Annotated in this window: 14 protein-coding genes; 10 read left to right on the top strand and 4 right to left on the bottom strand. The window is 76.5% G+C overall.

The window, feature by feature from the left end; genetic code table 11:
• Positions 1-21: 21 nt before the first annotated feature.
• From ACI8AR_RS13480 to ACI8AR_RS13450, 7 genes are read left to right on the top strand one after another with little or no spacing between them, the layout of a single operon-like run.
• Positions 22-936, top strand: a complete 915-nt coding sequence (locus ACI8AR_RS13480) for an AAA family ATPase (RefSeq protein ID WP_457051480.1) — start codon at positions 22-24, stop codon at positions 934-936.
• Positions 929-2,041 carry a vWA domain-containing protein gene (locus ACI8AR_RS13475; RefSeq protein WP_457051479.1) on the top strand — a complete coding sequence of 371 codons (1,113 nt, stop codon included), beginning with the start codon at positions 929-931 and terminating at the stop codon, positions 2,039-2,041. The genes ACI8AR_RS13480 and ACI8AR_RS13475 overlap by 8 nt, the downstream gene beginning before the upstream one ends.
• Positions 2,042-2,055: 14 nt before the next feature.
• Positions 2,056-3,177, top strand: a complete 1,122-nt coding sequence (locus ACI8AR_RS13470) for an XdhC family protein (RefSeq protein WP_456937554.1) — start codon at positions 2,056-2,058, stop codon at positions 3,175-3,177.
• 39 nt (positions 3,178-3,216) lie between these two features.
• Positions 3,217-3,483 (top strand): helix-turn-helix domain-containing protein, encoded by a 267-nt coding sequence (locus ACI8AR_RS13465; protein WP_457051478.1) that lies wholly within the window; start codon positions 3,217-3,219, stop codon positions 3,481-3,483.
• A complete protein-coding gene (locus ACI8AR_RS13460) occupies positions 3,480-4,145 on the top strand; it encodes an ATP-dependent Clp protease proteolytic subunit (protein WP_457051477.1) in 666 nt (221 codons plus the stop codon). Before ACI8AR_RS13465 ends, ACI8AR_RS13460 begins: the two co-directional genes overlap by 4 nt.
• Before the next feature lie 32 nt (positions 4,146-4,177).
• Positions 4,178-4,720: an MOSC domain-containing protein gene (locus tag ACI8AR_RS13455; RefSeq protein WP_457051476.1), complete on the top strand. Its 543-nt coding sequence runs from the start codon at positions 4,178-4,180 to the stop codon at positions 4,718-4,720.
• A gap of 39 nt (positions 4,721-4,759) precedes the next feature.
• On the top strand, positions 4,760-6,628 hold the full coding sequence (locus tag ACI8AR_RS13450; protein WP_457051475.1) for an AAA family ATPase: 1,869 nt from the start codon (positions 4,760-4,762) through the stop codon (positions 6,626-6,628).
• A gap of 88 nt (positions 6,629-6,716) precedes the next feature.
• Here ACI8AR_RS13450 and ACI8AR_RS13445 read toward each other — a convergent pair whose 3' ends face one another.
• The 4 genes from ACI8AR_RS13445 to ACI8AR_RS13430 form a co-directional block, all read right to left on the bottom strand.
• On the bottom strand, positions 6,717-7,004 hold the full coding sequence (locus ACI8AR_RS13445; protein ID WP_457051474.1) for a hypothetical protein: 288 nt from the start codon (positions 7,002-7,004) through the stop codon (positions 6,717-6,719).
• Between the two features lie 71 nt (positions 7,005-7,075).
• Positions 7,076-8,203 (bottom strand): NDMA-dependent alcohol dehydrogenase, encoded by a 1,128-nt coding sequence (locus ACI8AR_RS13440; protein WP_456930103.1) that lies wholly within the window; start codon positions 8,201-8,203, stop codon positions 7,076-7,078.
• 137 nt (positions 8,204-8,340) lie between these two features.
• Complete coding sequence (locus ACI8AR_RS13435) at positions 8,341-8,505, bottom strand: hypothetical protein (protein ID WP_456937563.1); 165 nt, start codon at positions 8,503-8,505, stop codon at positions 8,341-8,343.
• Between the two features lie 9 nt (positions 8,506-8,514).
• Entirely contained in the window at positions 8,515-9,294 is a 780-nt protein-coding gene (locus tag ACI8AR_RS13430; protein ID WP_457051473.1) for a class E sortase, read from the bottom strand.
• A 53-nt stretch (positions 9,295-9,347) separates the two neighbouring features.
• Here ACI8AR_RS13430 and ACI8AR_RS13425 point away from each other — a divergent pair, with 53 nt between their 5' ends.
• The 3 genes from ACI8AR_RS13425 (at position 9,348) to ACI8AR_RS13415 (ending at position 13,509) form a co-directional block, all read left to right on the top strand.
• Complete coding sequence (locus ACI8AR_RS13425; RefSeq protein WP_457051472.1) at positions 9,348-10,808, top strand: bifunctional 3-(3-hydroxy-phenyl)propionate/3-hydroxycinnamic acid hydroxylase; 1,461 nt, start codon at positions 9,348-9,350, stop codon at positions 10,806-10,808.
• A gap of 17 nt (positions 10,809-10,825) precedes the next feature.
• Positions 10,826-11,053 carry a hypothetical protein gene (locus tag ACI8AR_RS13420; protein ID WP_456930107.1) on the top strand — a complete coding sequence of 76 codons (228 nt, stop codon included), beginning with the start codon at positions 10,826-10,828 and terminating at the stop codon, positions 11,051-11,053.
• Positions 11,054-11,391: 338 nt separating this feature from the next.
• The gene (locus ACI8AR_RS13415) at positions 11,392-13,509 is read left to right on the top strand and encodes a glycoside hydrolase family 15 protein (RefSeq protein WP_457051471.1); all 2,118 of its coding nucleotides are present in this window, start codon (positions 11,392-11,394) and stop codon (positions 13,507-13,509) included.
• Positions 13,510-13,563: the final 54 nt, after the last annotated feature.

Genomic DNA, 13,563 nt, shown 5'->3' with positions numbered 1-13,563 from the left:
GCAGGTGGGATGCTCGGCAGCGTGACCGAGACCACGACCGAGCTCCCCGGGACCGACGGCCTGCCCGGCGGCCCCGACGAGCTGGCCGCGGCGCTCCGCTCCACCGGCTACCTCCCCGACGAGGGCCTGGCCACCGCCGCCTACCTGGCGCTGGTCATGCGCCGCCCGCTGTTCCTCGAGGGCGAGGCCGGCGTCGGCAAGACCGCCCTGGCCCGGGCGCTGGCCGAGGTCACCGGCCGCCCGCTGTACCGCCTGCAGTGCTACGAGGGCCTGGAGGCCAGCCAGGCGCTCTACGACTGGGACTTCGGCCGCCAGCTGCTGCACCTGCGCGCCGCCGAGGCCGCGCACGCCACGGCCGACACCGAGAGCCTCGAGGCCTCGCTCTACGACCGCCGGTTCCTGCTCGCCCGCCCGCTGCTGCAGGCGCTGGAGGACTCCCCGAGCGTGCTGCTGGTCGACGAGGTCGACCGCGCCGACGACGAGTTCGAGGCCTTCCTGCTCGAGGTCCTGTCGGACTTCACCATCTCCATCCCCGAGCTCGGCACCGTGCGCGCGGAGGTGCCGCCGCTGGTGGTGCTCACCTCCAACCGCACCCGCGAGGTGCACGACGCGCTCAAGCGCCGCTGCCTCTACCACTGGCTGCAGCACCCCGACTTCGACCGCGAGGTCGCCATCCTGCGCACCCGGCTGCCCGAGGTCACCGAGCAGCTGGCCCGCGAGGTGGCCCGGGCGACCGGGAAGCTGCGGACGCTGGACCTGCTCAAGCCGCCGGGCGTCGCCGAGGCGATGGACTGGGCCACCGCGCTGCACGCCCTCGGCGCCCGCGACCTCGACCCCGACCTCGCCGCGCGCACCCTCGGCGCGGTGCTCAAGTACCGCGAGGACACCGACCGGGTGCACGCGCTGGCCCGCGGAGCGCTGTTCGGCGGTGGCTGAGCGGGACGTCGTCGCGACCGTCCTGGGGTTCGCCCGGACGCTGCGCGCCGCCGGGGTGGCCGCCTCCCCGGACCGGGTCGAGGCGATGCTGTCGGCGGTGGCGGTGCTCGACGTCCTCGACGCCACCGCCGTCTACTGGGCCGGTCGGCTGACCCTGTGCTCGGGCCCCGACGACCTCGACCGCTACGACGCCGCCTTCGCCGCGTACTTCGGCGGCGAGGCGCCCCGGCGGGGGACGGCCGCGGGCCCCACCGCCCCGCCGCGGGTCGCCGTCACCGCGCCGCTGGAGCAGGGCAGCGGGTCCGGCGAGGAGGGCGAGGAGCCCGCGGACCTCGCCGTCGCCGCCTCGGCCGAGGAGGTGCTGCGGCACCGCGACGTCGCCGACCTGACGCCGGCCGAGCGGGAGCACCTGCGGCGGCTGTTCGCGCTGGTCCGCCCCGCGGCGCCGATGCGCCCGGCCCGCCGCCGCCGGCCGGCGCCGCACGGTGCGGTGCACCCGGCGCGCACGGTGCGGCGGGCGCTGCGCGACGGCGGCGAGGTCACCCGGCTGCTGCACCGGCGGGCCCGGCCGCGCCCCCGGCGGGTGGTGCTGCTGGTCGACGTGTCCGGCTCGATGAGCCCCTACGCCGACGCGCTGCTGCGCTTCGCGCACGCCGTCGTGCGCGCCCGGCCGGCCTCCACCGAGGTGTTCACCATCGGCACCCGGCTGACCCGGGTGACCCGCGAGATGCGGCTGCGCGACCCCGACCGGGCGCTGGCGGCCAGCGGCGGCGCCATCCCCGACTGGTCCGGCGGCACCCGGCTGGGCGAGGTGCTCAAGGCCTTCCTGGACCGGTGGGGGCAGCGCGGGACCGCCCGCGGCGCCGTCGTCGTGGTGTGCAGCGACGGGTGGGAGCGGGGCAGCCCCGACCTGCTGCGCGAGCAGATGGCGCGGCTGCGCCGGCTCGCGCACGCCGTCGTCTGGGTGAACCCGCACAAGGGCCGGGCCGGCTACGAGCCGCTGACCGGTGGGATGCAGGCGGCGCTGCCGTCGGTCGACGCGTTCGTGTCCGGGCACAGCCTGGCCGCGTTCGAGGAGCTGTCCGGGGTGATCTCCCGTGCCTGAGAAGGAGGCGTGCGGTGCGTGAGGTGCTCGACGACCTGGTCGGCTGGTGGCAGGCCGGCGAGACGGTCGGCATGGGGACGGTGGTGGCCACCTGGCGGTCCGCGCCGCGGCCGGCCGGGGCGGCGATGCTGGTCGGACCCGACGGGACGGCGGTCGGCAGCGTGTCCGGCGGCTGCGTCGAGGGCGCGGTGTACGAGGAGGCGAAGGACGTCGTCGAGTCCGGCGTCCCGACGCTGGAGCGCTACGGCGTCAGCGACGACGACGCCTTCGCCGTCGGGCTCACCTGCGGCGGGATCCTCGACGTGTTCGTCGAGCCGGTCTCGCGGGAGTCCTTCCCCGAGCTGGGCGAGATCGCCGAGTCGGTGGGCCGGCACGAGCCGGTCGCCGTCGTCACCTGCGTGCGCGGACCCGAGGACCGCATCGGCCGACGGCTGGTGCTCTGGCCCGACCGCAGCTCCGGCACCCTCGGCCTGCAGCGCCTCGACGACGCCGTCGCCGACGACGCCCGCGGCATGCTCGCCGCCGGCCGCACCGGCACGCTGACCTACGGCCACGACGGCGAGCGGCGTGGCGACGAGCTCACCCTGTTCGTCTCCTCGTTCGCCCCGCCGGCGCGGATGGTCGTGTTCGGCGCCATCGACTTCGCCGCCGCCGTCGCCCGGGTCGGGGCGTTCCTCGGCTACCGGGTGACCGTGTGCGACGCCCGGCCGGTGTTCGCCACCGCCCGCCGCTTCCCAGACGCGCACGAGGTCGTCGTCGAGTGGCCGCACCGCTACCTGCAGGCCGAGGTCGATGCCGGGCGGATCGACGAGCGCACCGTGCTGTGCGTGCTCACCCACGACCCGAAGTTCGACGTCCCCCTGCTGGAGGTCGCGCTGCGGCTGCCGGTGGCCTACGTCGGCGCGATGGGCTCGCGGCGCACGCACGACGAGCGGCTCGAGCGGCTGCGCGAGGCGGGGCTGTCCGAGGCCGAGCTGGCCCGGCTGTCCTCGCCGATCGGCCTGGACCTGGGGGCCCGCACGCCCGAGGAGACCGCCGTCTCGATCGCCGCGGAGATCATCGCCGGGCGCTGGGGCGGCACGGGCGAGCGGCTGAGCGGGACCGCGGGGCCGATCCACCACACCGCGGAGCGCTGAGGGCCGCTCCCATAGCGGATCAGGCATACCGTTGCCGGTATGCCGCCGCCGCGCCGCAGCCGCTTCCCCGGCCTGGAGGACCGGGGTGAGCGCCGGCGCGGGCTGATCGAGGAGCTGGTCCGGCTGCGCCGGGAGAGCGAGCTGAGCCAGACGCAGGTCGCGGCGCGCATGGGGACGTCGCAGTCCGCCGTCGCCCGCCTGGAGAGCGGGGAGCTGGACGCGCGGCTGTCGACGCTGGAGCGCTACGCGGCCGCCCTGGGCCGCACCGTCGACTGGCAGGTCCGCACGTCCGAGGAGTCCCGATGACCCGTCCCTCAGGCACCTGGCCGCCCCTCCCGCCGGAGCCCCCGTTCCCGCTGCCGCCGCCCGACCACCCCCGCAGCCCGTGGCAGCCGCCGCCGCGGCCGCCCGCCGTCCCCGGGCAGGGCGCGACGACGATGTCCGTCGTCGTCGGCTCGCCCGACTGGCTGGCCGAGCGGCTGGTCGAGCACCGGATGGTGACGCTGTCCGGCGAGCTCGACGCCGACGCGGTCAACCGGGCGGTCGCCGAGCTGGCGCTGCTCGACGCCGACGGGGACGGCCCGGTGCAGCTGCGGCTGTCGGGCGTGAGCGCCGACCTGGACGCCGCCCTGGTCCTCGTCGACGCCATCGACCTCATGGGCGCCCCGGTGCACGTCACCTGCCTCGGCACGATCGCCGGCGCCGCGGTCGCCGTCCTCGCGGTGGCCGACCGGCGCACCGCCGGGACGCACGCCCTGTTTCAGCTGACCGAGCCGCGGGCACCGGGCAGCGGCCTGGGCCGGGACGTCGAGGTCCTCGCCGCCGAGCACACCCGCCGGCTGCGCCGGCTGCAGGAGCGGCTGGCCGGGGCCACCGGCCGCGACGTCGAGCAGGTCGCCGCCGACATGCGCGCCGGCCGGCTGCTCTCCGCCGAGGAGGCCCGGGAGTACGGGCTGGTCGACCGCTGAACGCCGACCGTCCGTACGCCTACGACGTCGAGGTGGTGGGGCTGCTCGTCTCGCCGGTGCACCGGTACGACGGGCGGCCCGGCGGCGTCGTCCCGCCGCAGGACGGCGACCGGGTGGAGCGGGTGGAGGTGCGCGCCGGGCACGGCATCGTCGGCGACCGCTACGCCGGCCGGCCCGCGCACCGCGACGCCGCGGTCACCGTGCTCGCCGCCGAGTCGGTCGAGGCGCTGGCCGCCGAGCTCGGCGCCGGCCCGCTCGACCCGCTGCTCGCCCGGCGCAACGTCGTCCTACGCGGCGCCGAGGTGGAGGCCCTGCGGGGCGCGGTGTTCGCCCTCGACTGCGGGGAGGGCGCGGTCGTCCTGCGCGGCGGGCGGCCGGCCAACCCGTGCGCCTGGCTGGACACCGTGCTCGCGCCCGGCGCGCACCGCGGGATGCGCGGCCGCGGCGGGGTCCGCTGCGCCCCGCTGACCGACGGCGTCCTGCGGCTCGGGCCCGCCGTCCTCACCAGCGCCGTCCCGCTCGACCCGGCCCGCGCCGGTGAGGCCCGCCGCGTGCTGCCGCGGCCCCGTCCGTAACCTGCCCCACAGCCACCGCCGTGCTCAGAGAGGAGCCGCGTGACGCCGACCGTGCCGCACCCGGTCATCGGGCTGCGCCGCGAGCGCGAGGTGCTCACCGTCGCGCTGCGCACCAACCGGCACGTCGTCCTCGAGGGACCGCCGGGTACCGGCAAGTCGACGCTGCTGCGGGCCATCGCCGCCGAGGCCGGCCAGGAGGTCGTGTTCGTCGAGGGCAACGCCGAGCTGACGCCGGCCCGGCTGATCGGCCAGTACGACCCGGCCGCCGTCCTGACCGAGGGGTACGTACCCGGCAGCTTCACCGACGGGCCGCTGCTGACGGCGATGCGCGGCTCGGGCCTGCTCTACCTCGAGGAGCTCAACCGCATCCCCGAGGAGACGCTCAACGTCCTCATCACGGTGCTCACCGAGGGCGAGATCACCGTGCCGCGGCTCGGCCACGTGCGGGCGGCCGCCGGCTTCCGGCTGATCGCGGCGATGAACCCGTTCGACGCCATCGGCACCGCCCGCGTCGGGCAGGCGATCGCCGACCGGATGTGCCGCGTCGTCCTCGGCTACCAGGACGCCGCCGCGGAGCGGGCCATCGTCGCCGCGGTGACGGGCGCGCCGCCGTCGCTCATCGGGCTCGCCGTCCGGCTGGTGCGGGCCTCGCGCGAGCACCGCGACGTCCGCATGGGCTCGTCGGTGCGCGGCGCCACCGACCTGGTGCTGCTGCTCGGCGGCCTGCTGGAGATGCGCGGGCAGGCCGGCCTGGGTGCCGACGGCGCCCGCGAGACCGCCCGCGACGCCGCGCACGCCGCGCTGTCGGGCCGGATCCGGGTCGCCGAGGGCGTCGAGCGCACGCCCGAGGCGGTCATCGACGAGATCCTCGACGGCGTCTGGCCACCGGACGGACCGCCACCGCCGGACGAGGAGGAGCCCCCCGCTCCCGCCGACGGGGGTGGCGAGGGAAAAGCAGGAGGCCCGCCGGAGTCACCGGCGGGCCCTGACCCCTCCTCCTCCCCGCGCCGCGACCGCCGCGGCGGGGGCGGCCGCCGGCAGACCAGCCGCCGCGAGATGGCCGCCCGCCACGACGCGTTCGAGGAGGTCAGCCCGGAGGTCGGCGAGCTCGACGAGGAGGCCTTCGCCGAGCTGATGGCCCAGGACGCCGACGCCGCGGCCGCGCTGCTCACCGACCTGGCCGCGGCCACCGACCGCGAGCTGCGCGCCGCCGCCCGGCGCCTGGCCGGCCGGGTGTTCGTGCAGGTCGGCCGGGTGGGCCGGTCGCGCACCCGCGGCACCCGGCGGCTGGTGCCCGACCGGCACGGCGACGGCGACCTGGACCTCGACCGCACGCTCGACCGGTGGGACGTCGGGACGCCGCTGCAGGCCGGCGACCTGGTCACGCGGCGGTGGACCGGGCACCGGCGCGCGGTGTGCCTCGCCGTCGACACCTCCGGCTCGATGACCGGGCTCGGGGTGGCGATCGCGGCGGTGGCGGCGGCCGGCGTCGTCCTCACCGGCGACGAGCGGCTGCGCACCAGCCTGATCACCTTCGGCCGGGACGTCGACGTCGTGCAGCGCCAGGGGCAGCGGCGGGCGGCGGAGGACGTGGTGACCCACCTGCTCGGCCTGCGGGGGCACGGGATGACCGACGTCGCCGGCGCGCTGCGGGCCGCCCGGCTGCAGCTGGCCGCCGAGGTCGCCGACGAGCGGGTGGTCGTGCTGCTCTCGGACTGCCTGCACACCACCGGCGACCCGCCCGAGACCGCGCTCGCCGGCATCGACCGGCTGCACGTGCTCTGCCCGCTGCCCACGCCCGAGGCCGAGACGGCGGCGCGCTCGCTGGCCGCGCGCGGCGCGGGGACGGCGCAGATGGTACGCACCGTCCGCGACCTCGGCCCCGCCCTCACCCGCCTGCTGGGCTGAGCCGCCGGGGCGAGGTCAGCGGTCGATCATCGGACTGTCGCCGCTCGCGACGGCGCGTCGGCGCGTGCCGGCGGCAGCGACTCCATGATCACCAGGAGTCGTCCCCGTCCTCGTCGGTGATCTCGCCGCAGGTCCAGGGATGCCCCGGGGCGTGCCGGACCGCCCAGGTGCCCGACGGCATCGAGGCGAGCTCGAGGAGGGACGGGTCGAGCTCGAACAGGTGGCTCCGGTGTGCCAGTACCGCGGCTTCAGGGACGGGTTCGCTGTCGGTGAGGTACTGCCAGTCGCCGTCGGGATCGTGGAAGACGCGGGTCACCGGGACGCCGTCGAACACCTCGCGCATCGCGTACACCACCGGGTCGTCGTCCACGGGCACCGACGGAGGATGACAGGCGGTCGGCCGCTCCCCGTGCCCGCCGGGGACGCCGGCGGGCACGGGGGACGGGGTCAGCGGTCGGAGTCGCCGTAGACGACCATCCCGCGGATGTTCTTGCCGTCGCGCATGTCCTGGTAGCCCTGGTTGATGTCCTCGAGCTTGTACTTGGTGGTGGCGAGCTCGTCGAGCTTGAGCTGGCCCTCCTGGTACAGCGAGAGCAGCTCGGGGATCGCCGCCCGCGGGGCCAGGCCGCCGAAGATGGCGCCCTGCAGGTCCTTCTGCAGCAGGGTGAGCTCGAACAGGCTGAGCTTGACGTCGGTGTTGGCGGCGTTGCCCATGCCGGTGACGACGGCACGGCCGCCCTTGCCGGTGAGGCTGAGTGCGGTCTGGATGTCCTCGCCCTGGATGTCGCCGACCGTGATGATCGTCTTGTCCGCCATCCGGCCCCAGGTCAGCTCGTTGACCTTCTCGGTGGCCTCCTCGGCCGACTCGAACACGTGCGTGGCGCCGAGGTCCATCGCCCACTCGCGCTTCTTCGCCACGGGCTCGATGACCATGACCCGCTTGGCGCCGGCCGCCGCCGCGCCCTGGACGGCGTTCATGCCGACGCCGCCGGCGCCCATGACGACGACGTTCTCGCCCGGCCGCACGTCGGCGACCTTGGTGGCCGAGCCCCAGCCGGTGGTGACGCCGCAGCCGACCAGCGCGGCGATCTCCAGCGGGATGTCGGGCTCGATCTTCACGACCGACGCCTGGTGCACGGTGATGTAGGGGGAGAACGTGCCGAGCAGGCACATCGGGATGACGTCCTGGCCGCGCGCCTGGATGCGGTAGCTGCCGTCGGAGATCGAGGTGCCGGCCAGCAGGTTCGCGCCGAGGTCGCAGAGGTTCTGCATGCCCTTGGAACACGGCGGGCACTGGCCGCAGGCGGGGATGAAGGCGGTGACGACGTGGTCGCCCTCCTGCAGGCCCGTCACGCCGGGACCGACCTTCGTGACCACGCCGGACCCCTCGTGCCCGCCGATGACCGGGTAGAAGGCGACCGGGGTGCCGCCGGTGACGAGGTGCTCGTCGCTGTGGCACAGCCCGGAGGCGGCCAGCTGGACCTGGACCTCGCCCTCCTTCGGGTCACCCAGCTCGATCTCCTCGATCGACCACTCCTCGCCGACGCCCCACAGGATCGCGCCCTTGGTCTTCACCCGGTGTCCTCTCGGTCCGGCCCGCCCTCGTCGGCGGGCAGCCTGGTGGGCACACCCCGCTGGGGTGTGCGCCGGGCCACAGACTCACCGCGGCACCGGGTGCCGTCAAGAGTGCGCAACGGACTGCAACGTCCGGTTCAGCGCCCGGGGTCGACGGTCACCGCGGTGAACGGCAGGTGCGGCTCCACCCAGGGGAAGACGACGAACAGCAGCAGCGCCGCCGCGGCCAGCGCCAGCAGCAGGGACAGCGCCGACCGGGTCGCCGTCCCGCCGGGCAGGTGCCGCCAGATCCAGCGGTACACGGGTCCTCCTCAGCCCTCGGTCAGGGCCGGTGGCCCGTCGGGTGCGTCCGCCCGGGTCACGCCCGGGCCGTCGAGGACCGCGTGTACGACCAGCCGCTGCCGCGCCGAGTACCGCGGGTGGCAGGTGGTGATCGTCAGGTAGGACCCGGCGGGCGCGGCGTCGGCGGCGCCCCCGGGGACCGGGGCGACGACGTCGACGTCGGCCGGCGTCACGACCTGCTGTCCGGGGACGCCGTTGGGGTCCTGCGCCGGGTCGCCGAGCACCCGGTAGGTGAACCACCCGTCGGCCACCTCGACGACGACCGGGTCGCCCGGCTGCAGCCGGTCCAGGTCCAGGAACGGCGAGCCCCGGCCCACCCGGTGCCCGGCGAGCGCGACGTTGCCGGGCGCCCCGGGCATCGCCGTCCCGGCGTAGTGGCCGGGGCCCTGGGACAGCTGGTCCTCGCCGGTCCCCTCGAGGACGACGCGCGACCAGTCCTCGCCCAGCCGCGGGACGTGCAGCACCGCGAACGGCTCGCCGACCGGCACCTCCGCGGGGACGGTGGGCACCCCGGAGGCGGGCGGCTCCGCGGACCACTCGGTCTGCAGCCGGTCGGAGAGCCGGTCCTGGTCGCGCGCGGAGAACAGGTCGGTCACCCACAACTCGTAGACCACGAACAGCAGCAGCACGACGCCGGCGGTGACCAGCGTCTGCCCCAGCCCGCCGGCCAGGGTGCGCCAGCGGTCGCCGCGCGTCCGGCCGTGCCGGCGCCGCTCGGCCGGCGGCGCGGGGGCGTTCGTCGGGGCCATCGCCGGGCCACTGTGCCAGCCCGGGCCCGGGGCGGTCGGCGACACTGGGCGGCGTGTCGTCGCAGCCGGTCGTCCCGCCGGTCGTGGTGGTCGGCGCGGGGCCGGTGGGCACGACCGCCGCGCTGCTGCTCGCCCGCCGCGGCCTGCCCGTCCTGCTGCTCGACCGCCAGCGCCGCCCGTACGGGCTGCCGCGCGCGGTGCACCTCGACGACGAGGCGCTGCGGGCGCTGGCCGACGCCGGCGTCGTCGAGGCGTTCCTCGAGGTCAGCCGGCCCATGGCGGGGCTGCGGCTGCTCGACGCGCGGCACCGCACGCTCGCCGAGTTCCGCCGCGCCGGGGACGCCGGGCGGCACGGCTGGCCGCAGGCGTCGATGTTCCACCAGCCCGAGCTGGAGCGGCTGCTGCGCGCCGCGGTGCGCGACGCCCCGGGGGTCGAGCTGCGCGGCGGGGAGGAGGTCGTCGGGCTCGCCGAGGCGGACCACTCCGTCACGGTGACCGTGCTGGAGCGGGCCACGGGGCGCCGCCGGGACGTCGTCGCCTCGGCCGTGCTCGGGTGCGACGGGGCGAACAGCACCGTCCGGGGCCTCGTGGGCGCGCGGATGCGCGACCTCGGCCGGCCCGACCGCTGGCTGGTGGTGGACCTGCGTGCGCGGGTGCCGCTGCCGGTGTGGCCGGGCGTGCACCAGGTGTGCGACCCGGACCGGGCGGCGACGTTCATGCCGGTCAGCGGGGACCGCTACCGCTTCGAGGCGCGGCTGCGGCCCGGCGAGACGGCCGCGGACCTCACCGGCGCCGCGCTGCCGGCCCTGCTCGCGCCGTTCGGGGCGCAGGACGCCGAGGTGGTCCGCGCGGCCGAGTACGTCTACCGGGCGCAGGTGGCCGACCGCTGGCGGCGCGGTCGCGTGCTGCTGGCCGGTGACGCCGCCCACCTCACCCCGCCGTTCGTCGGCCAGGGCCTGGGGCTGGGCCTGCGCGACGTGCACCAGCTGGCCTGGAAGGTGGCCGCCGTCGTCACCGGCGCCGCCGACGGGGAGTTGCTCGACACCCACCGCGCCGAGCGGGAGCCGCACGCCCGGGCGCTGGTGCGGCTCGCGGCGGTGGTCGGGCGGCTGATGACCGGCGGGGGAGCGGGCGCGGTGCCGGTCCGCCGGGCGGTGCTCGCCGCGGTCGCGGGCGTGCCGGCGCTGGCCGCCTACGCCACTGACAGCCGCACGCCCGCGCTGCGCCCCGGGCCGCTGGTCGACCGGCGGGGTCCGGCCGGACGGCGGCTGGCCGGGACCCTCGTGCCGCGGGCCCGCGTCCGCGCCGGCGGGCGGGAGTGCCGGCTCGACGACGTCCTCGGTGCCGGCACCGCGGTCGTGGCGCTGGCCGCGCCGGGGCGCGTCGCGGTCACCGCCGCCGGCCGGCGCACGGAGGTGGACGACGTCGACGGCGTCCTCACCGCGTGGCTGCGGGCGGGACGGGCCCGCTTCGCCGTCGTCCGGCCGGACCGGGTGGTGCGTGCCGCGGGCTGAGTGGGTAGCGAGCCGTCATGCAGATCGACAAGGACCAGATCCTCCAGCTGCTGCGCTCCCAGGGCGACGACGCCAAGGCGCAGCAGGCCGACCAGGAACTGCCCGGTCAGGTCGACACCGACCAGCACGCCGGGATCCTGCAGAAGCTCGGGCTGGACCCGGGTGACCTCATCAAGATGATCAGCGGCGGCGGCGGCCAGGGCGGCGGCCTCGGCGGCGCGATCGGCGGCATCCTCGGCCGCTAGGACCCTCCGCCGTGCGCGTCCGCGGAGGTGCCCCGTGCCCCTCCGCGGACGCGCACGCAGTCCCGCCGGTGGCTGGGGCCTCCCGGCTCTCCTACGGTGTGGTGCACATCACACGACGACGGCCGGACGGGGGCCGGTCGTGCCCGGCTGGTCGCGCGACCGCGCGTGCGGCGCTCCGCCGGCCGGGTCCGGGACGGAGGACAGCCGGTGAGCCCGTACGACCTGCCCCACACCCCGCCGCGCCGCGGCGCCCCCGCGGAGCGACGCGGCCGAGGGGGTCCGGGAGGCGGCCGGTCGTCGGCGGTGCCGTCGTCGCCGGCGTCCTCGTCCTCGGGGCGGTGGTCCCCGCCTCGGCGCAGGCGGCGGACGCGGCGCCCGGGTACCCCGGGGAGGCGGCGACCTGGTCGCCGGGTGACAAGGACGGCTTCGGGACGGCGATCGGCGCCCTCGACAGCACGGTCTGGTACACGCTCAACGACGGCACGCTCAGCGAGGTCTACGCCCCGCGGATCGACACGCCGAGCTCCCGGGACACCCAGTTCGTCGTGACCGACGGCGCCACCTTCGCCGAGCGGGAGGACGAGGCCACCGACTCCGTCGTCGAGCTGGTCGACCCGCGGGCCCTGGTCTACCGGCAGGTCAACACCGCGCAGAGCGGCCGCTACCGCATCACCAAGACCTACACGACCGACCCCGACCGGTCCGCGGTGCTCGTCGACGTGCGCTTCGAGTCCCTCGACGGGCAGCCGTACCAGGTCTACCTGCTCCACGACGTGGGCCTGGGGCTCAACGCCAACGACGACACCGGCCGCTCCTCCGACGGACGGCTGCTGGCGACCGACGGTGCGCTGAGCAGCGCCGTCACCGTCTCGGGCGGCCTCACCGACACCTCCAGCGGCTACCTCGAGCGCAGCGACGGCTGGGCGGACCTGCGCGACGACTTCGTCCTCGACGACAGGTGGGACGCGCCGACCCCCGGCAACGTGGTGCAGATCGGCCGCACCGGCCTCACCGGCACCGACGGCGGGCAGCAGCTCACCCTCTCCCTCGGCTTCGGGACGACGGAGGACGACGCCGCGCAGGCCGCCGACCGGGCGCTGGACCGGGGCTTCGACGACGCCCTGGCGGCCTACACCGAGGGCTGGCACGACTACCTCGACGGCCTGGCCCCCGTGCCTGCCAGTGCCGAGCGGTGGCGCACGGCGTACGACGTGTCCGCCATGGTCGTCGCGGCCGGCGAGGACAAGACCTTCCGCGGCGGGTTCATCGCCTCCCCGGGCAAGCCGTGGGCCTGGGCGAACGAGCTGCAGCACTTCCCCGTCTACCACGAGGTCTGGTCGCGCGACCTGTACCAGCACGCGACCGCGCTGATCGCGATGGGCGACGAGGAGGCCGCCGGGCGCGCGCTGGACCACCTGTGGACGGTGCAGCAGCGTCCCGACGGGTCGTTCCCGCAGAACGCGCGCCTCGACGGGGAGGCGGTCTTCGGCGGGCTGCAGATGGACGAGGTCGCCCTGCCGATCGTGCTCGCCTGGCAGCTCGGCCGGACGGGGCCGGAGGACTGGGAGCGGGTGCGGCTCTCGGCGGACTTCATCGTGGCCGAGGGGCCGGAGACGGAGCAGGAGCGGTGGGAGAACCTGAGCGGGTGGTCGCCGAACACCATCGCGGCCGAGATCGCCGGCCTGGTGACCGCGGCCGAGATCGCCCGCGCCAACGGTGACGACGCCCGGGCCGACACGTACCTGGCCACGGCGGACGAGTGGCGGGCGGGTCTCGCGGAGTGGACGGTGACGACCACCGGCCCGCTGTCGCCCGAGCCGTACTACCTCCGCATCACCGCCGACGGGGACGCCGACGCCGGCACCCAGATCCAGATCGCCGACGGCGGTCCGCTGGTCGACCAGCGGGAGGTGCTCGACCCGAGCTTCCTCGACCTGGTCCGGCTCGGCATCGTGCCGGCCGACGACCCGGTCGTGGCGAACACCCTGCGGCTGGTCGACGAGCAGCTGGCCCACGACACGGCCAACGGCCGGTTCTGGCACCGGTCGAGCTTCGACGGGTACGGGGAGAAGGCCGACGGCACCCAGTGGGAGCCGGTGGACCCGGGCTCGCGGGAGACGATCGGCCGCGGCTGGCCGCTGCTCACCGGCGAGCGGGGCGAGTACGAGCTGGCCCTCGGCGGCGACGCCGCCGGGACCGCCCAGGAGCGGCTGGACACGATGGCCCGGGCGGCCGACGACCGGTCGTTCTTCATGGCCGAGCAGGTGTGGGACGACCAGCCCCCGTCGGCGGAGGGGACGGAGTTCGTGCCGGGGGAGCCGACGTTCTCCGCGACACCGCTGTCCTGGAGCCACGCGGGGTTCATCCGGCTGGCGCACGCCGTCGACGCCGGCCGTCCCGTGGACACGCCGGACGTCGTGGCCTGCCGGTACGGCACGTCGCTCTGCCAGGACTGAGACCCGGACGGGCCGGTGTGCACTACCGCGGAGATGCCCCGGGCATCTCCGCGG

It is taken from the genome of Geodermatophilus sp. SYSU D01036 (genome assembly GCF_054050435.1).
Note: the sequence above shows the minus strand (reverse complement) of the source record. Positions and strands in the feature narration are given on the sequence as shown.

Bases quoted from the DNA above. Each gene is read 5' to 3' on its own strand.
- ACI8AR_RS13460 (WP_457051477.1), top strand. From the start codon at position 3,480: ATGACCCGTCCCTCAGGCACCTGGCCGCCCCTCCCGCCGGAGCCCCCG.
- ACI8AR_RS13430 (WP_457051473.1), bottom strand. From the start codon at position 9,294: ATGGCCCCGACGAACGCCCCCGCGCCGCCGGCCGAGCGGCGCCGGCAC.
- ACI8AR_RS13465 (WP_457051478.1), top strand. From the start codon at position 3,217: ATGCCGCCGCCGCGCCGCAGCCGCTTCCCCGGCCTGGAGGACCGGGGT.
- ACI8AR_RS13420 (WP_456930107.1), top strand. From the start codon at position 10,826: ATGCAGATCGACAAGGACCAGATCCTCCAGCTGCTGCGCTCCCAGGGC.